The following is a 19526-nucleotide window of genomic DNA, read 5'->3' on the forward strand; positions in this document are numbered from 1 at the left end:
ATTAGGCTCACGATGAATTTGAAGGGATTGAGCATGATGAGTAATAATTTAGCCTTTGACAGCAGTTCCATTAAGAAAGGTCCCTTGCTGTTTGTTATGATTTTGGGGGCGTTCATCGCCGTTTTGAATCAGACTATTATGAGCGTCGCGCTGCCAGAGCTGATGGTCGACTTTAACATTGAAGCGTCTACCGCTCAATGGTTAACAACCGGATATATGTTGGTTAACGGGGTTCTTATTCCAATCACTGCATTTCTAATGCAACGGTTTACGACCCGTGAGCTTTTTCAGGCTTCCATGGTTATTTTTCTCGGTGGAACCATTGTTTCGGCAGTAGCACCTAACTTCGATATTTTGCTAACTGGCCGCCTATTTCAAGCCGCTGGTGCCGGTATTATCATGCCGCTGCTAATGAATGTCATTCTGACTATATTCCCTCCTAATAAGCGCGGAGCCGCTATGGGAATGGTTGGTTTTGCTATTATTTTTGCTCCTGCAATTGGGCCTACACTTGCCGGTTATATCATAGAGCATTTTTCCTGGCGTACGATGTTTTATGGGATGATTCCGATTGTCGTGATCGTTATTGTGGTTGCCTTTATTTTTCTGAAAAATGTGGCTGAACGATCCTATCCTAAAATTGATATTTTGGGTGTCATTCTCTCAACAATCGGATTCGGTACCCTTCTATACGGCTTCAGCAGTGCTGGAAGCAAAGGTTGGTCAAGCGCGGAAGTGGTTCTATCTCTTGTTACAGGTGTGGTCGCCTTGATTTTGTTTACATGGAGACAGCTGGTCTCGGAGAGCCCGCTTCTTGATCTAAGGGCGTTCAAATATAGCATGTTCTCCCTGACCACCGTTATTAATATTGCTGTAACAATGGTCATGTATGCGGATATGATGCTGCTTCCACTATATTTGCAGAATGCACGTGGATACACACCTCTGGAGTCTGGACTGCTGATGCTCCCTGGCGCGCTTCTTATGGGATTAATGATGCCGGTGACAGGAAAGCTGTTCGATCGGTTTGGAGCAAAGTGGTTGTCCATTATCGGGATGTCTATTACGGTCCTGACAACCATCGGTTTCGTCAATCTGACCGATTCCACCAGTTATACGTATTTAGTTCTGATGTCCACAGGACGACGCTTCGGGATGGCCATGTTCCTGATGCCAATCACTACGGCGGGTCTAAACCAATTGCCTGCAAGACTGAATGCGCATGGTACAGCCATTTCCAACACCATCAAGCAGGTGGCTGGTGCGATAGGCACTTCTTTGCTTGTCACGGTGATGACGAACCGTACCAAAACCCATCTTCAGGATATGGTCGCCGCAGGCGGCTTAGGGAATTCATCAAAGGAACATATCATGATGGAGGCGTCTATTCAAGGTATTAACGATGCGTATCTTGTCATTATTGGAATCGGAATTGTGGGTCTGTTGCTTTCTTTCTTCATTAAACGTACGGGGCAGGTCGAGGAAGCAGAAGAAGCCAAACTATTGAACCGAAAAATAGTTCGTGAAACATAGGAAGAGGACACCAACGACAAAGAGAAGGGCCCTTAGCAACCGGGCTCTTCTTTTTGTCATACATATTCAGTTGGTTTGTTCCTCCAATTTCGTATAGTGGGCGATTTTTTCATTAATCTTTGTTAGGTTATTCTCTAGTTCCCTGATTTGGTTAAGGACATTTTCTTGATGATTTTCTAATAACTCCCGTCGTAGAGTCACAGTAGAGTTTCCTTGGCGTCTTAGTTCTGAAAATTTCTTGATTTCACTTATGGGCATGTCCGTGTTACGCAACTTAATGAGAAAGTCGATACAAGAGATATCATCCATGGAATATTTACGGTAACCATTCGCATCTCTTTCAATCGCACTTAAGAGGCCGATTTTTTCATAATAACGTAGTGTATACGTGCTAAGACCTGTGATTGCGGATATATTTTGGATCGATAATGTTTTTTCCATAATTGAATTATAACATGCTTGCTTTAGAGTGCACTATAAGGAGTATGCTTGTTCCTACATTCGGTTTTATTAGATATTAGGAGGCAGGTAGTTCAATGAATATAGGGATTTTTGTATTAGCATTTGCAACATTTGTTGCGGGTACCGTGGAATTAATAATCGCAGGCATATTAAATATGATTGCTACAGATTTACAAGTTTCAGTAGGGACAGTCGGTCAGTTGGTTTCCGTTTTTTCATTTGTTTTCGCCTTTGGGGCTCCCATACTCATAGCTTTAACTTCCAAAGTGGAAAGACGTAGATTACTACTCATTGCTATGTTTACTTTCTTAGGGGGGAATATCTTATCTATAGTTAGCCCTAATTATACAACCTTATTAATTGCGAGGATTATTCTTGCAGCTAGTTGCTCGATTGTGGTTGTTGTTTCCGTTACAATGGCTGCTAAAACAGTTGCTGTTAAATTAAGAGGTCGTGCTATAGCCGTCATTTTTATGGGTTTAAGCGCTTCGTTAGTGTTAGGTGTCCCCTTAGGGACGATAATCGGTGGACATTTGGGTTGGAGGATGGCATTCGTATTGGTTTCCATTCTTAGTATCGTTGCTATTTTGGCCATTATGAAGTTTCTGCCTAACGTTCCACCACAACCATCCATCCCTTTACTTAAACAAATTGCTACATTAAAAAACAAAAAAATTGCATCTATCCAGCTTATATCTGCTTTGGAGTTAACAGGTCACTTTACAGTTTATACGTATTTCACTCCTTTTCTTAAAACTACAATGGATCTATCAACGAATATGATTAGCATGGTCTTACTGATATTTGGTATCGCTGGAATAATAGGAGGATGGATTGGTGGATGGGCATCAGATAAATTTGGAGGAGCTAAGGTTATACTCGTATTTCTCGTTTTATTTGCAACATCATTGTTCTTATTGCCTTATGCTACAGGATCAATGATAAGTTTATTGATTGTTGTCGCCCTTTATGGTGCGATGGTGTGGGCACTTAGTCCAGCAGTTCAGAATTATCTTGCAAAATCCGCCCCAGATTCGGCTGACATTCAATTAGGTTTAAACACTTCATTTTTACACCTTGGAGTAGCCTTGGGTTCTGGATTGGGTGGTTTACTTGTCGACCATTATCCTGTTACGACCAACACTTGGGTAGCTGGCATTATAGTTGTTCTAGCTCTTATTTCCGCCATTTATTCGGTAACGAATACTAAGGAACATAGTATGGCGTGACATGGATATAATCGGAATAAACCAATAAGGGTGGAAGTCCCCGTTTCTGGGCATGTTAGTTGGAAACAGGCCTAGGAGTGAGATAAGGAATGTCCAGAAGAAATAGGAAATACGCAGTGCCTGGTGTGAACCGAGGAATGCAGATGTTTAAAGCCGAAGTGATGAGACGTGAGGGTTATAACGTAAATCCAGATCGGCCAGATGATGTGAAATACGAAGTGGCCAAAGAACTCGGTGTGCCGCTGCAGCAGGGCGACAATGGCGATTTGAGCACGGGCTCAGCCGGTAAGGTTGGCGGTAAAATTGGCGGCTCCATGGTCCGTGAAATGATTCGTCTTGCTCAACAGCAGTTGGTAGACCGGGAGCGGGAGTAGCGGGCCGAATGTCTTTATTCGTGATAGCGATCTTCCCGCGGCTTGCTGAAAAAGTTAGGCTTTCCCGAAAATAGGGAAAGCCCCTTTTATTTGATCGAAATGATCTGTCCTTGTGTCATTGCAGCCAGTTCCTGCGGAGTTAATTCGAAGAGAGTCTGAATCGGTTCAACATGTCCTAGCGGGGCAACCCCACCGATGACAAACCCTGTGCGCTCGCGGACAAAATCGCCGTCCGCTTTGCCAAGCTTCGCCTCCTATTCGTTCAATTCATCGTCGATTGATGTCGTCCCCATGCATAGCTCTGCGAAAGAAGGAGCGACCTTCTTGCAGTCCTCATAGCCCAGATTACCGGAGTGGGTCGCTAGAATCGGGTATTCCCCATTTGTCATGTCATTCCGCATATCAAAGATATAATGATTCCCGCAGCCGTCCATGCCGAAAGAAACCGCTCCCTGCATATACTCCGGGAATTCGTAGGCTAGATTCATCGCCCTGATTTCAGACGAGCCGAAAAATTGAAAATACCGATCACCGTTACCGAACTCTCCACCATTCGAATACTGGAGGAATTGAATATAGCTGTCGGGCAGTTTCATCTGTGGCATAGCCCACCGAGAGGGATCGAAAGGCGTATATTGGCTATAGAGCGGATCGTTTACGGGAAAAGGATTCCGCTGCCGCTTCACGATTTCCGCGATCTCTTCCTCGGTTATCGGCATATTCCAGATGCTTAGGAAGCTCCGCAAGTCGTTTTGAGATAAGCCTTCCACTTTCATATATTGCTTGTCAAACACCGTATTCCATATCATAGAACTGATTCTCCTTTCACTAGAGCTATATAACCCACTATACCGTTCGTATCGGTTACCGTCCATGTGTATCTACTCTCGATATTATAAAAGAGGACATATGTCCTTTTCTGATTCTTCGACTCATTGTTAAATAAGAGAAAGCGTTGGAGATGAGGAGGGAAGCAGAAGATGAAGGGTTTTATATATGCATGTTTGGGAGGTGCTTTCCTGACATTGCAGGGTGTAGCCAATGCGGTCATTGGAGAGCATATCGGAACTTGGCAGGCTGCCACGATTACTCAGGGTACTGGCTTTGTAGCAGCAATACTGCTTGTTTGGCTGGTCGGCGACAGGTCATGGCGGAATCTCAAGCAGGTGAAGCTGGTATACCGGTTCGGCGGGGCTTTTGCAGCCTTCATCCTGTTCAGCAACATAACGGCGTTTCATCAGAATGGTGCGGCTTTGACCGTATCGGCTGTCTTAATTGCCCAAATCACTGTAACCTTAGTGATGGAGAAGATCGGCTGGTTCGGCTCAGCCCCGCTTCGTCTGCGGCCTTCTCAATGGACCGGCGTCGGGCTCATGGTTATTGGCATCCTATGTTTAACATTCTAAAGATTGTAATACCCAGCATGGGAGGAAACGTTTGTTATGAAAGAGATCATGGACATAGAAAAAATCAATCAATATCTCAACCAGTTTGGGTTGGAAGATGTATTCCCAGAACCATTAAGACAACGTCTGGCCTTATATCGTTTTGAACCGGAAGAAGCGCTTTGTTTGCAAGGCGAAGAACCTCAGTTTCTATTTTTGCTGGTACAAGGAAAGGTAAAAGTGTATACAACGTCAACGGAAGGAAAAACATTGCTGATCAGCTTTACAAATCCGCTCGGGATCATTGGGGAAATCGAATGTCTAAGGGATAGGGAGAATCTAAACACGGTGACGGCGGTGTCCCGGGTAGAGACGATCGGCGTCCATAAACGCTGGCTAACCCAGTATGGGTTGGAAGCATCGTTTTTGCGGTTTTTACTTGACATGGTGACTGAAAAATTTTACACGAAATCGATCTCGCTCAGTTCCAGTCTTCTATATCCGGTAGAGGTACGGCTCGCTAGTTATCTATTATCCGTCTCATATGGGGACGAGGGGGAGTCATTTTCAAGAGTAAGCATGTCGAATATGAAGGATACGGCGAACCTCATTGGAACGAGTTACCGGCATTTGAATCGGGTCCTTCAAAGCTTCTGTTCCGCAGGGTTGGTGGAGCGGAGAAAAGGGAAACTCGCTGTGATCGACAGGAAGGGGCTAACCGCTGTGGCTGGCCGGAATATTTACGAGCATGGCGAAAGGAGGAAGAAGATATGATCATGGGCATTGTGATGGCATTAGCAGCAGGTTCCCTGATAAGTGTTCAAACGATGTTTAATAACAAAGTTAACGAAGCTGTCAGCTCGCAGACGACGACAGCGCTGGTGTTGGGTATGGGATTCTTAGCCTCGTTCTGTATGGGATTGGTGTTCGAAGGAAAGGAATATTTTACTTTGGGGCCTATGAAACCATGGTTCTGGTTTAGCGGCTTGTTGGGGATTGGCGTCGTGACATGCGTGGTAAGGGGAGTGAAGCTGTTGGGACCCAGCAGCGCGATCTCAATCGTCATGGCATCTCAGCTGATCTGTGCTTTGTGGTGGGATTCCGTAGGCTGGTTCGGGTTGGAGAGAGTTCCTTTTACGCTTCAAAAAGCAATAGGGGCGATTGTTTTAATCGGTGGCCTGATTTTATTCAAGGCAAAGCCGAAAAGAGGACAAAAGTTTGAACGTGTTCCTCAATAAAGTAGTTGTTAAATCGAATTTACAACTTGGCTTAATACAAACCCCCTGTAACGATTGTAAATAAAATTTAATAAATTCCTTACAGGTATATCCTACCAACATATTGAATTAAATAATGCTATCAAATAAATGTTGGGGGATGAATATGTCCATTTTGTTTAAGAGATTGTTAAAAAGAAAACTGTTTTTTGTACTCACGCTTATATTGTTAAACCCGATTTTTGGATCATTAGCAATGGAGAGCTCTGTTGCACATGCAGAGGCAATTAATGATTCGGGTATTCAGCCGACGCAGACGGTGACGATGAGTTCTTCAGTGACGGATTGGGTTTACGATGCAAATGCAGGTTCGATCTATACCATTTCTAGTGCGGAGAATAAACTGATCTTTTTGAATGCACAGGATCTTTCGGTTGAAAAAGAGCTTTTTGTAGGTTCTAAGCCATTGGATATTGAGCAATACGATAATGAGTTGTATATCGCACTTTCAGGAGCATCCTTCATCCAAGTTGTCGACATACCCTCTGGATCTCTTGGCAGTATCTTCACAACGGTAGGTCAGCCGATAAGTCTTGCAGTAACGTTGGATTATATTTTCTATACTACTTCGGGGACTGGTTCGGAGTCTCTATACCAATTAGATCGTGCCACAGGCTTGAATACGAAAATCAATGCTGAGTATTTATCAGGTTCTGTACTCAGAGCAGATGAGAATAATCATTTATTATTCGTCGGCGAGACCGGTTCCTCAGGTTCCGATTTAATCGCAATTGATTATTTGACGAATCGAATCAGTAGCAAAAGCACCTACGCTGGCAATTACGGTTTCGGATTCCCATACCCGAAAATTATGTTCGATGGCACAGATGTTTTCTTCGGCGGGTCCAGAATGAATGGAAATAATCTTGCCGAAATTCACGGTGCGTACCCAAGGCTCGGAGATTATTCCTATTTAGATGCCAAATTACTAGATTTGAATGGACCTTATGTAGCAACCAGTCAAGGTATTTTCGACAAAGACCATTATCTCAAAATCGCTGATTTTCCGTATGAAGCGGGCAAAGCACTTATAGGAACGAATGGACGTGTATTCCTTCAGAAAGAATACGGAGAAGGCAATATAATTGAAGCTTATGATTTCGATTTGAGAGCATCGCTGCCTACTCTGATCTTTGAGCGCGGTATTGGGGACTCAATTACAAGCAACTACAAGATTGATAGCTGGACCACTAATGAAGCATCTCCTTTCATGTACTTGGTATCCTCTGAGACGAATGAACTGGCAGTCCTTCGCAAAGACGACCTTTCACTTGTCACCAAGCGTTATGTAGGATCCAAGCCGGTAAATTTGGTATTGAGAGATGGTAAGCTTTATATTGCACTAAGAGGTGAAACATATATTGGTGTTCTAGATACGAATGCAATAGAGTCTAGTATTCAGCGTATTCTAATCCCGTCGAACCCGAGTAAAGTCTTGCCTGCCGAAAAATATACATTTTATTGGGGACAGGATACTTTCTTTAACTTCCATGCTACAGATGGAACGACCGATCAACGTGTATTTCCATCTCATGCTGATACTCCAGGTCTTGGATCAGCGTACTACGATTCGTCTAACAATACACTGTATGCCGGAACGAATGGGGTCATCTATCAACTTAACGCTGATACGTTAAACGTAAATTCGAAGGAAACCGTACTGGATTTTTGGTCTTCTGGGAAGCTGGAGGTCGAAGGTGACAGCTTATACTTTAGTGGAAAGAGAATGTCTAAGAAAGCAGTGAGCATAATTTTGGGGACGTATCCAGAAGAGATTATTCATGCTTTTGATGATCTTGTATTTGGGCAAAAAACCATTTATGACAGGGACACATTTGTGAAGAAAGTAGATCTCCCATTTACAATAACGGATGCATATGTATCGAAAGATCAGACCATTTATCTTTCCACGGAAAAACAGATTCATAAATTTGCAGGCGTAGGCGCGATACGTGATTATTTTGACGCGCGTACGATGCCAAAGAACCTTGTTCTTGTTGATACAGGTTCGACTTCTGGTCAAATTTCGGGATATCTTCTGTTTGAACCAGCAGAGGATCGTGAACGTATTGTAAATTATTCTTTTAACTTCTTAGATGCAGATGGCAATAGATTAAGTACAGTCGCTGCTTCTTGGGATAAATATCTTGAAGATGGCCAAATGATGTATACTGTCCCTCAGACGGATATTCCGGCAAACGCGCAATACATCGCTGTCAATGCATTGTCGAGCGATCAATCTATACAGGGCTCGGCTAAAAGCTTGATTTGGGATGTACCAAAGTACTTTGCTAAAAACTTCATGTTTTCCGATCAAAGTACAGACCCTAAGTTTATTCAAGGAAAAGTGAGTTGGTCACCAGATGATGAGTATGCAGATGTAATCTACCAACTTTACTTTATAAATGAAGATGGTCTTGTAGGAGATTCAATCGCACAAGTTAATGGTGGAAAAACTTCGTATTCATACAATATTTCGAAAACTGCATTGCCGGACGGTGTGTTTGGCTTGGCACTGGTTCAAGAGAGAGAAAATTCACAAGCTCCAGTTTATCAGTATTTGATTTTTGACAATTTCATTACGCCTGATCTTCGTCTTAGCGATATAGTATTGGTTAAGAATTCATCGGATGATGCAATTACAATCAATAATATTCAAGCCGGTGATGTCATAAATGTTTATTCTAATAAGGGATTAATAGGATCCAGTGAAGTAAAGGCGGGGGCTACTTCGGTAACGATCAAGATTAAAAATTTAGGCAATCCTGGAGAACGGTTATTAATAACTAGAACCATGCCAGGTAAATTTGAAAGCGATGGAATAGCAGTGACGATTCCTCCGATTGTTGAAGGAGGAGGCAATAGCGGGGGTCCAGTGAATCCGGGACCGGTAGGCCCAGGACCTGTAAGCCCAGGACCAGGCCCTATATCGCCAGGGTCAGGTTCCGTAGCAGTACCGTCTAAAGGAAGCGACTCTTCCAGTTCGACAAAAGGACTTGAAGCAAAAATTGAAAAAGATAGCAGTGGTAAAGCAGTAGCGAAGATTGAGGTTCCAACCAATTATATTGAATCTGCGCTACAAAAAGAGGATTTCCAGAAAACAAAAACCATTTCGTTGGTTAGTGATAGCAAAGAATCAAGTATTGTTTTTCATGTATTGGTTGACGGTATTCAAAAAGTAATAAGTCAGTCGAGCGATGGAAAGATCGAAGTTTCTGTACCTTCAGGTTCTTGGATAATCAACGTACAATCGCTTCTTGATTCTATCGGTAAGGATAGTAGTAATCAGGCCATCGACATTACGCTTGAACAGGCAGATGATACATACACGAGCAATCTTGTGAAGAATCTGACGCAGGGCAGTCAACTTTTTGGAAAGCCAATGAGATTTGAAGTAACGGTTATGGGTGGTGGGAAAACAAAAGTACTTGATCATTTTTCACAATACGTGAATCATACGATCACGGTACAAACCGCAAACGTTCCGTTGGATGAATTAGCAGGGCTAATGTTTGATCCGATCTCAAACACATTTGTGCCTGTTCCGTCAAAATTTGAATATCGTAATGGCATGCTTGTTGCTTCTTTATACCATAAAGGAAATTCGGTATACGCTGTTGTAAGAAATAAGACGACATTTAAAGATATGCCATCCTCTTCTGCGTACTCAGAGAGTATACAGATGCTGGCGAACAGAACTATTATTAATGGCTTACCGGATGGTACTTTCAAACCAGACAGCAAGGTAACTCGAGCGGAGTTTGCTGCCATGTTGGGTAAAGCACTAGGCATAACAACGACTGCTTCTTCGAATGGGAAGACTATCTTTAAAGATGTACAGCAGAATAGCTGGTATTCGAATTACGTAAAAGCGGCTGTTGAAGCGGGCATTATTGCTGGGTATGAGGACGGCAGCTTCAAACCAAACCAAACAATCAGTCATCAAGAGATGGTGGCCATGCTTGTAAAGGCGGTGCATTATGCCGGCTATAATGCTCCAGCTTCAAGCGACCAAGGAAATAGCTTGCCCGGCTCCCCAGAGGTACCGGCGTGGGCTAAGTCTTATTACGATGAAGCGAAGAAGATAGATCTTATTGATCGTGCGAATGATCCGTTTCTTTTCAAGACGAATGCAGAAGCAACTAAGAAGGAATGTACCCTGCTTATTTACCGGGTAATAAACAATGTTCTGTTTCAGTAAGTGACTTACCTACCCTTATTTGACGGGGAATCGACTATATTAGGTTTGTTGCAATTTTTGATTCATAAGGCTCGAACAGCGCTTTTAAGAGGCTGTTACGAGCCTTTTTGATATTTATAAAAAGAAGAATGGTCACTTCTCAGGTAGTCCTAAACTGGAACTGTCCATGGAGTATAGAAACGAGCGAGGCTTGTAAAGGGATCTGCTGTTTCAGAAGCGTGGAAATGAACCCACGAATGCTTGCAATGGCTGACCGCCTGTAGCCGGACGTTTTTGAAGGGATCCTGTATGCTGTTTTGAGGCCATATAACGCAAACAAAATGTTAGGCTAACGCTTTTTTATCATAATCAAGTTAAGTGTCCAACCATTCATCACTATATCGACATATAGTTATTGAAAGGAGGGATTGACTTGTCTGATAAAGATAAAGAGTATTATAAAAAGATGTATCATTACTATAAAGAGAAATATAAGAGTTGCAAAGAAAGTCTTGAAGAATGTGAAGAATCGCACTGTAAACCCGGGCCTCCCGGCCCTCAGGGACCCCCAGGACCACAAGGACCTCCGGGGCAAAATGGACAGGATGGTCAGAATGGACAGAATGGACAGGCTGGTGAGCAAGGCCCACCGGGACCCGAAGGACCCCAAGGACCTCCAGGGCAAAATGGACAGGATGGTCAGAACGGACAGACTGGACAGACTGGCGAGCAAGGTCCACCGGGACCCGAAGGACCTCAAGGACCCTCAGGACCGACAATAACTCCAGCCTATGGATATGTCGTACGGAATAATACGGGTAATGTAGCGTACGTTGCGAACACGCCAGTTCAACTTGATGTATTTAATCCACTTGTTCTCAACGATGTAGTGATGGCGACTAATGGCTTGCAAGTACAAAGAACAGGGATATACCATGTGCAATTCGCGGTATCTACTGTACAATCTTCAAGTGGGAACAACCAATCTCTTGTTGATTTAAGGTTTTTCATAAATGGTAACGTTTCTTCCCAAACGCAATATCCAAGTAGAGTATCATTACAATTTACACAAAACGGCCAGAGTGTAAATCATACGATCACGCAACATTCCTCTGCACTCCTACAATTAAATACAGGAGACTTAGTTCAAATTGCACCGGTTTCCGCGGCAGCAAGTTCCTATACCACTGCGTATTTACAAGTAATCCAAATCATATAGTGGATCCAAAGGATCCGTTTCACCTTCAGGCATGTATACAATGAAAGAATAGTATATATGCCTTAAATTTTTTACATTTCCTGCTAACTCTTTCAATGAGTCGGACAAGGTTCTGCTCAATCTGGATGCCTTATATATAGAACATTTCGGGAGATCTATTTGAGACAATCAAATGGATCTCCTGTTTTTTCATGGACAGAGGCATGACCGCTTCCTCAAAATTGGGAAAAGTGCTATCAGTATTTAGCCAGTTATACGGAGAATATTTTCTTCTATCGTATAAACACTGTATTAATTTGCCGAAAAAGCGAAATGATGGGTACAAGGTATTCAGTTTATATAGTTGGCAACAGCAGCTTACTACCTCGCGCCAAAAATATGAGCGGGTAAAAAAGACTGAGACCGTTCTGGTCTCATCAAGTGGTGACGACGGAGGGCAAGGAATATGCCTACCGTTCTTTTAGAAGCACCTGAGGACTGGAGCCTTGGGTTTCTTGCAAACGTAGCTATTTTTTGAAAAGTTACAAAGATTAAGGTGGTTAGTTTATGGTACAACAAAGACCGACGCTGAGCATCGTCGTGCCATGTTATAATGAGGAACCTGTAATGGAAGAGACGATCCGTCAGCTTAGCGATGTGCTAAACGGATTAATCGGGGAGGAGCTGGTATCGGACAAAAGTTTTTTGCTCTTTGTCAATGACGGCAGCTCCGATCGTACCTGGGAAATGATCACCGAGCACCATGAACGGAATCCACTCGTGTACGGGCTTAAGCTAGCTGCGAATGTAGGCCATCAAAACGCCCTGCTAGGCGGTCTGATGCAGGCCAAGGAGCTGGCGGATTGCGTCATTTCAATCGATGCGGATCTGCAAGACGATGTGCGTGTTATTCGCGAATTTGTGCTGCGCTACTTGGAGGGAAATGAAATTGTATATGGCGTAAGGGAGTGCCGCAGTACGGATGCCTGGTTCAAGCGCAACTCGGCGCTAGCTTTCTATCGATTGATGAAATGGATGGGCCTTAGGGTGGTATATAACCATGCGGATTATCGCCTGATGAGCAAAAATGCCCTGGAGCAGCTGGCCAAGTTCAAGGAAGTGAATTTGTTCCTACGCGGGATGGTTCCACTGATCGGGCTTAAATCGACTACCGTAAAATATAACCGCTTGGAGCGCTTTGCTGGCGAATCCAAATATCCGCTGAAAAAGATGCTAGCTTTTGCCTTTGAAGGCATTACCTCGCTCAGCGTCGAACCGATCCGGCTGGTCACCGTATCCGGCTTTCTCTTCTTTGGTGTGAGCATACTTGCCGGAATTTATTCCGTGTTATCCAAATTGTCCGGAAATGTAGTTACTGGGTGGACTTCACTCATGCTCTCGCTCTGGTTTATCGGCGGAATGGTCCTGATTTCCCTCGGTCTGCTTGGCGAATATGTCGGCAAGATCTATAAGGAAGTAAAGCATAGACCCTTATACCTGATCGAGCAGGAGCTTTATTCCTTAACAGGCAGCCTCATGAAGGCTAAAGGTACGCCGCTGGAGAACGATGCACGTGAGCAATAGTGCGTTTCGGAGAGCTGCGGACAACGGCTTTGTCCGCTTTCTACTCGTAGGAATCGTCAATACGCTTATAGGTCTTACGGTCACATTTGTCTGCTTGAACGTCTTGGGGCTCCATTACTGGCTCTCTACGCTGCTCGGAAATGTTATTGGGGCCATGAACAGTTATTTGTTGAACAAAAGCTTTACTTTCCGATCCAAGGCGAGCGTGCGGGCCACACTCTGGAAGTTCATGACTGTTACGGCTGTATGCTATGTCATCGCCTATGGTTTGGCTTCTATCGTTGCTGAGCAGCTCCTCCCGCAGCTGATTCCCGCTGCAGGGATGCGCGTTCAAGATAACCTGGCGGCACTTGCAGGCAGCGGTCTGAATACGACCATGAACTACTTTGGACAGAAGTGGATTACATTCCGCCCTCAAACCGAAATAAGGGAAGTGTCGAACGAAAAATGAAAAGATTCCTTACCGCCGAATGGTTTGCTGTGCTGGCGGGCTTATGTATTGTCATCTATCTTTTGTTTGCCGGGCCGTTTATCGGCGTAGCGGACAACGGGGACTTTCTGCGGGTTATGGGAACCATTGGACTGAATTATGGAGTACCCGGAGAGTCTTATGAGGATCGTTTTTTCGGGTATGCTCATCAGTATTTTGCGTATGACCGGTTCTTTAGGGGCTTTTATGCGTCCACACAAATTATTCTGGTTGCAGTGGCACGCCTAATTGGACATGTTTTTCAACCGTCATTCTTTGATATTCGCGTGGTTGGGGCCTTGTTTTCTGTGCTTCTGCTCACGGCAACCTATATCATTGTTCGTCATAATAAATACAAATCGACGATCGTAGGCATCGTGCTTGCGATTTGCCTGCTGTTCGTATTCTACGACATCGGTTATGTCGTTTATTTTAATTCGCTGTTCGGCGAACCTGTCTCGCTTGTGTTCTTGCTGCTGTCAGTGGGCCTCGGCCTATGCTTGTTAAATCAGGCGGAGCCTTCCAAGAAGGTGTCCTGGCTCTACTTTATTTCGGTCTTTTTCCTGACCTGCTCCAAAATCCAGAACGCTCCGGTAGGCATCCTGTTCGCCATGCTTGGCTTTCGCTTCTTGACGCTCCGCCATGACCCCGACTGGCGCCGTTTAACGATCTGGCTGTCGGCGTCCATGGTTGTCATTTCGATTGGGATGTATATTGCAGCTCCAAAGGAACTGAAGAACATCAATATGTATCAGACCGTTTTCTACGGGGTTTTGGACGGCTCTCCCGATGTTAAGGAGGATCTTAAAGAACTCGGTTTACCTGAGCATCTGTCCGTGCTGGCCGGTTCTAACTATTTCCAGACGGATACGGTGATTAAGCAGAATGCGCTCTCCATGAAGGCGGATTTTTATGACCGGGTTTCGCACATGGATGTATTGCTGTTTTATTTTAAGCATCCGTCCCGGCTCATAGGCAAAATGGAATTTGCAGCGAACAACAGTATGAGTATTCGGCCATACTATCTGGGCAATTATTTGAAGCAGGAGAACAAACCGTCAGGTGCAGTGGCTTATAGCTACAGCGGCTGGAGTCAATTCAAAAATACGCATATGCCTAAATCATTGCTCTTTATAGCTCTGTTCTATGCCACCTATTATATTGTCGCTATGTTCGAATACATTCGCCGCCGGGACCGAGTCAGCCGGATTCGGACGGAATTGATGATGTTAATCGGCTTGGTTGGAATAGTTGGGTTTTTGTTGCCAATCTTGGGTGATGGTCAGGCGGACATAGGAAAACATCTATTCTTGTTTAATGTTTGCTTTGATATGATGCTTGTTGTATCCGTGATATGGTTGGTTTATCAGTTAGTACATCTGAAAATATTCCGATCTGGGGTAGTACCAGCGAAGTGAAGTGATACTTCGTCAGTACTGCCCTGCTTCAATCCGGAAGAAGCGCTTTGTTTGCAAGGCGAAGAACCTCAGTTTCTATTTTTGCTGGAAAGTGGCTAAAGGGATGCCTGCTTCAGAGAGCTATCACTATTCAACGCTTTCGACGCAGGCCACAGCACTTTCCCGAACAAAATACCCAGTAGACCGATCACGGCAATCACCATGCCGAAATTGAAGAAGGTACGCGCGGGACCTATACTTTGGACCAGAAGTCCCCCAAGCAGCGGAGCTCCAATCATTACGATTCCTAGGACCGTGTTCTGAATCCCGAATATACGGCCGGTCATATGCGGGGGTGTTTCTTTTTGCAGACAATAGTTGAATGTAACCATGAATATGCCGTTACCGATCCCCAGCACGAACCCCAGTATGAGCACAGGAAGCACGGAGACCCCAGCAGGGAGTAATCCCAATCCTCCAACGGATAGGCCGATCAGCGCATAACCACTTCCAAATTTCCAACCGTATCCCGTTGCACGGTTCATTTTGTTCATCGCGATAATGATGAGTATGGCACCTGCACCTGATGCTGCAACCATCCAGCCGAGCATAGATTCCTGATCCGGCGCAACGGCACGGAAGAGACTGGTGAACTGAAAGTCGATCATTTGGATGGCGAGCGCCCCGGTTAAACCGAACAGAAAGGTGACTAATAAGAGACGGCTGCGCAGGATGAAGCTCCAGCCCTCTTTCCACAGGGTACCTATCGGAACCCGCTGCTCTGGAGCGGCCACAGATGGAATCCCTCCTTCAACCGCACTTTTGCTGCCTCCTGCCTCCGTATTCTTGATGGTGAGCAGCAGCAGATAAGACCCAAACCTTAAGCAAGCGCATATTAAAATACACCACTGCGGCGATAGAAAGGATAGCGCGAATCCGCCTAATAAAGGACCGGCGATTTTGGAGCCTTGGTTCACGATTCCGTTGAGTGAGGTAGCCTGAAGCAGTTGATCCTCCCTGACGATTTTTCGTGTCAACGACTGCTGCGCGGGTACATTTAACGTAGAGATCGCTGCACGCAGCATAAGCAGAGGAAGCAGCCATAACATATTCGGAGCCAACAACACCAGCAAGGTCAAGACTGCTGTGAGCAGATCGCAAATACGCATCAGCTTCAGCTTGTTCAGCCGATCGGCTGCGACACCTGCAAATGAACCGAGCAGGATACTAGGCAGCGCGTTGGCGACTGGAATTAGGGCCAACATCAGCGGTCCGGCATGCCAGCGATACCCCACGATCACTTGGATGGCTAATGTGTCGAACCAGTCGCCAAAGGTTGCTGCGGCAAAGGCGCTATATACACGCATGTATACTTTATTACGAAGCAGGCTTGCTCCTGCTTGTTGTGAAGCTGTCATGAATCATTCCTCCAAATCACAGTAAGATCGTATAGAGCACGATATTACTGTAGCGGAGAAATGTCAGAGCATGATCAGAGCATGATCAGAAACGGTTCAACTCGTTCAGCATTGTAGCTTCTAACGTCCCTAATAGCTTTGTGATGCCAATCCGCTCCTGTTCTTCTTCAAAAATATCTGTGTATTTCTGCTGCAATTCTTTCTTCGGAGGGAACATGCCGCAGTAATGCGTAATCCGATGCAAGGCATACAGCCGTACCGGCACAAAGCCGGACCTTTCCAGCACTTGGAGCCCCTCGTCCAGCAGATTTTCTGCTTCACGCCATGCCTGACGCCGCAATACCCACAGTCCCTTGACCACCTTGTAACAGCCGATCTCACGCAGAAAAGGCTTGGTGGACAAAATCCCGGCTTCAATAGCTTCCGCCATCTTCTCCAGCTCGTGCTCCTCCGCCCCTGCAACAAGGTGCACAAACATCTCTATAATAGCTGTTTGCGGGATGAAATTCTCATAATCCGGTTCGGCGATCACCGTGTGAGTTAACTTCAAGCGTTCCAGTGCTTTATTAGGCTCTCCCGCCAACGCATAGAAATCAAGAATATTGAGAATCTCCATTTCTCTGTGCTGCGCGGGAGACAACAATCTCTTCTCAAGCACTTGCTCACAGAGTGCCAGCTTCTGTTTCGGGTCTCCCGCGAAAATATAGAACAGCAGCAGCCAATAGAAGCGTTCGTTCAGCGGAACCTCGTCCGTAGTCAGCAGCCATTCCAAATCTCCTTGTACAAAATGGACATAGACGGAGTAGAACGGATCCAGTTCAAATCCAAGCACATCCTGTTGGCGTGCAAGGGTCAACATTGAACGACCCTGGCCGTATGTGTGGTATTTCCCGAGTATATCCCGCATCGTCTCATGCAGCTCCGGATCCCGGGTGGTGGGGTTCGCTTCCCCTGCGGTTGTAGGACTCTGTACAGTCAGGCTATAGCCGAATCCTCGGACCGACTTCATCTCCAGATCTGCAAATGGTCGTAGCTTCTTACGCAGCCTATATATATGGTCATCCACCGTTCGCTCAACCGGATATTCCAGCGGCCACACGTTGTCGAGCAGCTGTTCCCGGCTGAATGTACGGCCTTTATTACGGTAGAGAAATTGTAAAAGAGCGAACTCCTTGGGCAGGAGCACGATCGTTATGCCTTCGGCAGACACTTTATATTCACTAGCGAGCAATTCCAGTTGCATTCAGGCAACCCTTCTTTCCCATGAATCAGCTTCATGATCTCAGTATACCAGCCAACCGGCCGATCTGAGGGAAGAATATGAAATCAAATTTCCGTCATTAATTTTCTCCGCAGGGCGCCATTCATAAACGGAAAGGGTATACTAAATTTGTGAGAAGCGGACATTAAAAGAAAGATAAGAAGGGGGATACGAATGGCAAAGGAAAAAGAAAGCATAGAAGCGGGATGGAATTTCGATAACAGTTATTCCCGTCTGCCCAAAATATTATATACCCACCTCAACCCAACTCCAGTAAGCGCGCCGAGTTTGATTGTTCTTAACGATCCGCTTGCGGCATCTCTAGGGCTGAACGTTCAGGCGCTGCAAAGCGAAGAGGGCGTATCTGTGTTTGCTGGGAACCGAGTTCCTGAGGGCGCTTCGCCGCTGGCACAAGCTTATGCTGGGCATCAATTCGGGCATTTCAACTTGCTGGGCGACGGTCGGGCACTGCTGATCAGCGAACAGATTACGCCTTCAGGCGAACGATATGATATCCAGCTCAAAGGTTCGGGTGCAACGCCGTATTCTCGTCGTGGTGACGGGCGAGCGGCACTTGGGCCGATGCTGCGCGAGTACATCATCAGCGAAGCTATGTACGCGCTTGGGATTCCGACGACCCGCAGCCTTGCGGTTGTGGCGACGGGTGAGACCATCATCCGCGAAACGCGTTTGCCGGGTGCCATTCTGACCCGTGTGGCTGCCAGTCATCTACGCGTAGGCACTTTTGAGTACGTTGCGCATTGGGGAACGGATGAGGACCTCCGAGATCTAGCGGATTATACCTTACAAAGACATTATCCGGGCGTGGACGATTCCGAGAATCGCTATCTTCGCCTGCTTCAGGAAGTGATCAAACGTCAAGCTGCGCTGATTGCCAAATGGCAGCTGGTGGGCTTTATTCACGGGGTGATGAATACCGACAATATGGCCATTAGCGGCGAGACGATTGATTATGGGCCTTGCGCTTTCATGAATGTGTACGACCCGGCAACGGTATTCAGTTCCATCGATAGGGAGGGCCGCTATGCCTATGGAAATCAGCCGAATATTGGCGCGTGGAATCTTGCGAGATTTGCCGAAACCCTATTGCCGCTCTTGCATGACGACGAAGAGCAGGCGATCCATCTAGCGCAGGATGAAATATCGAATTTTTCGGAGTTATATCGTCGTCAATGGCTGGAAGGAATGCGAGCGAAGCTAGGCATATTTAACGAAGAGCAGCAGGATGAATCCTTGATTGAAAGCCTCCTCGACATGATGCACAAGCATGGAGCCGATTATACCAACACATTCCTCGCATTAACGTTCGATCAGCAGGAGAAATCGGATCTGTACGGCAGCGATGAATTTGCCCAGTGGCATAAGAGATGGCGGGAGAGATTAAGCAGACAACAGGAGCCGAGATCTGCTTCGCATGCGTTGATGCGCAGCAGCAATCCTGCGGTGATTCCTCGGAATCATCGGGTCGAAGCCGCACTGGAAGCCGCGGTGAATCAAGAAGATTACAGCGTGATGGAGCAGCTGCTCGATGTGCTTAGAAATCCCTATGCGCACGCTCCCGAACAAGTCGAGTTCGCTGCCCTGCCTCCGCAATCCGATTGTACTTACCAGACCTTTTGCGGGACTTGATATCTCCAAAGGCTTTCCGAATAAGCCCGGCCGAGTGAACCGGGTGGCGATACATTTTGTTGTGATGAACGAATAAAGCATCTCCCGATATGCGAGAGATGCTTTATTT

Annotated in this window: 16 protein-coding genes; 12 read left to right on the forward strand and 4 right to left on the reverse strand. The window is 45.7% G+C overall.

Going from position 1 to position 19526, the window contains the following annotated elements:
• The first annotated feature begins 36 nt into the window (after positions 1-36).
• Entirely contained in the window at positions 37-1533 is a 1497-nt protein-coding gene (locus tag BVG16_RS08425) for a DHA2 family efflux MFS transporter permease subunit (protein ID WP_078498489.1), read from the forward strand.
• 66 nt (positions 1534-1599) lie between these two features.
• Here the strand turns inward: BVG16_RS08425 and BVG16_RS08430 are convergent, their stop codons facing one another.
• On the reverse strand, positions 1600-1974 hold the full coding sequence (locus BVG16_RS08430) for a MerR family transcriptional regulator (protein WP_078498114.1): 375 nt from the start codon (positions 1972-1974) through the stop codon (positions 1600-1602).
• A 95-nt stretch (positions 1975-2069) separates the two neighbouring features.
• Between BVG16_RS08430 and BVG16_RS08435 the strand changes: the two genes are divergently transcribed.
• Together BVG16_RS08435 and BVG16_RS08440 are read left to right on the forward strand one after the other, a co-directional pair.
• Complete coding sequence (locus tag BVG16_RS08435; protein WP_078498115.1) at positions 2070-3224, forward strand: MFS transporter; 1155 nt, start codon at positions 2070-2072, stop codon at positions 3222-3224.
• Between the two features lie 89 nt (positions 3225-3313).
• A complete protein-coding gene (locus tag BVG16_RS08440; RefSeq protein ID WP_078498116.1) occupies positions 3314-3598 on the forward strand; it encodes an alpha/beta-type small acid-soluble spore protein in 285 nt (94 codons plus the stop codon).
• A gap of 254 nt (positions 3599-3852) precedes the next feature.
• On the opposite strand, the gene BVG16_RS08445 is transcribed toward BVG16_RS08440, so the two are convergent.
• A complete protein-coding gene (locus tag BVG16_RS08445; protein ID WP_408635311.1) occupies positions 3853-4407 on the reverse strand; it encodes an SMI1/KNR4 family protein in 555 nt (184 codons plus the stop codon).
• Between the two features lie 171 nt (positions 4408-4578).
• Here BVG16_RS08445 and BVG16_RS08450 point away from each other — a divergent pair, with 171 nt between their 5' ends.
• The 8 genes from BVG16_RS08450 to wsfD all read left to right on the forward strand — a co-directional run bounded on the left by BVG16_RS08450 (position 4579) and on the right by wsfD (position 15109).
• The gene (locus tag BVG16_RS08450) at positions 4579-5004 is read left to right on the forward strand and encodes a DMT family transporter (protein WP_078498117.1); all 426 of its coding nucleotides are present in this window, start codon (positions 4579-4581) and stop codon (positions 5002-5004) included.
• Between the two features lie 36 nt (positions 5005-5040).
• A complete protein-coding gene (locus tag BVG16_RS08455; RefSeq protein ID WP_078498118.1) occupies positions 5041-5757 on the forward strand; it encodes a Crp/Fnr family transcriptional regulator in 717 nt (238 codons plus the stop codon).
• Positions 5754-6221 (forward strand): DMT family transporter, encoded by a 468-nt coding sequence (locus BVG16_RS08460; RefSeq protein WP_078498119.1) that lies wholly within the window; start codon positions 5754-5756, stop codon positions 6219-6221. Before BVG16_RS08455 ends, BVG16_RS08460 begins: the two co-directional genes overlap by 4 nt.
• 145 nt (positions 6222-6366) lie before the next feature.
• The gene (locus tag BVG16_RS08465) at positions 6367-10461 is read left to right on the forward strand and encodes an S-layer homology domain-containing protein (RefSeq protein WP_233146936.1); all 4095 of its coding nucleotides are present in this window, start codon (positions 6367-6369) and stop codon (positions 10459-10461) included.
• A gap of 412 nt (positions 10462-10873) precedes the next feature.
• On the forward strand, positions 10874-11659 hold the full coding sequence (locus BVG16_RS08470; protein ID WP_198957440.1) for a hypothetical protein: 786 nt from the start codon (positions 10874-10876) through the stop codon (positions 11657-11659).
• A 546-nt stretch (positions 11660-12205) separates the two neighbouring features.
• Complete coding sequence (locus tag BVG16_RS08475) at positions 12206-13222, forward strand: glycosyltransferase family 2 protein (protein ID WP_078498121.1); 1017 nt, start codon at positions 12206-12208, stop codon at positions 13220-13222.
• Positions 13212-13673 (forward strand): GtrA family protein, encoded by a 462-nt coding sequence (locus BVG16_RS08480; RefSeq protein ID WP_158081650.1) that lies wholly within the window; start codon positions 13212-13214, stop codon positions 13671-13673. Before BVG16_RS08475 ends, BVG16_RS08480 begins: the two co-directional genes overlap by 11 nt.
• Entirely contained in the window at positions 13670-15109 is a 1440-nt protein-coding gene (gene wsfD, locus BVG16_RS08485) for a glycan biosynthesis hexose transferase WsfD (protein WP_078498123.1), read from the forward strand. The genes BVG16_RS08480 and wsfD overlap by 4 nt, the downstream gene beginning before the upstream one ends.
• Before the next feature lie 95 nt (positions 15110-15204).
• Here the strand turns inward: wsfD and BVG16_RS08490 are convergent, their stop codons facing one another.
• Together BVG16_RS08490 and BVG16_RS33675 are read right to left on the reverse strand one after the other, a co-directional pair.
• Positions 15205-16506 (reverse strand): MFS transporter, encoded by a 1302-nt coding sequence (locus BVG16_RS08490; protein WP_078498124.1) that lies wholly within the window; start codon positions 16504-16506, stop codon positions 15205-15207.
• Between the two features lie 85 nt (positions 16507-16591).
• Positions 16592-17749 (reverse strand): winged helix-turn-helix domain-containing protein, encoded by a 1158-nt coding sequence (locus BVG16_RS33675; RefSeq protein ID WP_078498125.1) that lies wholly within the window; start codon positions 17747-17749, stop codon positions 16592-16594.
• Between the two features lie 192 nt (positions 17750-17941).
• Between BVG16_RS33675 and BVG16_RS08500 the strand changes: the two genes are divergently transcribed.
• Entirely contained in the window at positions 17942-19417 is a 1476-nt protein-coding gene (locus BVG16_RS08500) for a protein adenylyltransferase SelO (RefSeq protein WP_078498126.1), read from the forward strand.
• Positions 19418-19526 lie beyond the last annotated feature (109 nt).

Origin of the sequence: Paenibacillus selenitireducens (genome assembly GCF_002021565.1) — a bacterium.
Lineage (GTDB): Bacteria > Bacillota > Bacilli > Paenibacillales > Paenibacillaceae > Paenibacillus_K > Paenibacillus_K selenitireducens.

Coding starts and splice junctions, on each gene's coding strand:
- BVG16_RS08425 (WP_078498489.1), top strand. CDS start 37: ATGAGTAATAATTTAGCCTTTGACAGCAGTTCCATTAAGAAAGGTCCC.
- BVG16_RS08430 (WP_078498114.1), bottom strand. CDS start 1,974: ATGGAAAAAACATTATCGATCCAAAATATATCCGCAATCACAGGTCTT.
- BVG16_RS08435 (WP_078498115.1), top strand. CDS start 2,070: ATGAATATAGGGATTTTTGTATTAGCATTTGCAACATTTGTTGCGGGT.
- BVG16_RS08440 (WP_078498116.1), top strand. CDS start 3,314: ATGTCCAGAAGAAATAGGAAATACGCAGTGCCTGGTGTGAACCGAGGA.
- BVG16_RS08445 (WP_408635311.1), bottom strand. CDS start 4,407: ATGATATGGAATACGGTGTTTGACAAGCAATATATGAAAGTGGAAGGC.
- BVG16_RS08450 (WP_078498117.1), top strand. CDS start 4,579: ATGAAGGGTTTTATATATGCATGTTTGGGAGGTGCTTTCCTGACATTG.
- BVG16_RS08455 (WP_078498118.1), top strand. CDS start 5,041: ATGAAAGAGATCATGGACATAGAAAAAATCAATCAATATCTCAACCAG.
- BVG16_RS08460 (WP_078498119.1), top strand. CDS start 5,754: ATGATCATGGGCATTGTGATGGCATTAGCAGCAGGTTCCCTGATAAGT.
- BVG16_RS08465 (WP_233146936.1), top strand. CDS start 6,367: ATGTCCATTTTGTTTAAGAGATTGTTAAAAAGAAAACTGTTTTTTGTA.
- BVG16_RS08475 (WP_078498121.1), top strand. CDS start 12,206: ATGGTACAACAAAGACCGACGCTGAGCATCGTCGTGCCATGTTATAAT.
- wsfD (WP_078498123.1), top strand. CDS start 13,670: ATGAAAAGATTCCTTACCGCCGAATGGTTTGCTGTGCTGGCGGGCTTA.
- BVG16_RS08490 (WP_078498124.1), bottom strand. CDS start 16,506: ATGACAGCTTCACAACAAGCAGGAGCAAGCCTGCTTCGTAATAAAGTA.
- BVG16_RS33675 (WP_078498125.1), bottom strand. CDS start 17,749: ATGCAACTGGAATTGCTCGCTAGTGAATATAAAGTGTCTGCCGAAGGC.
- BVG16_RS08500 (WP_078498126.1), top strand. CDS start 17,942: ATGGCAAAGGAAAAAGAAAGCATAGAAGCGGGATGGAATTTCGATAAC.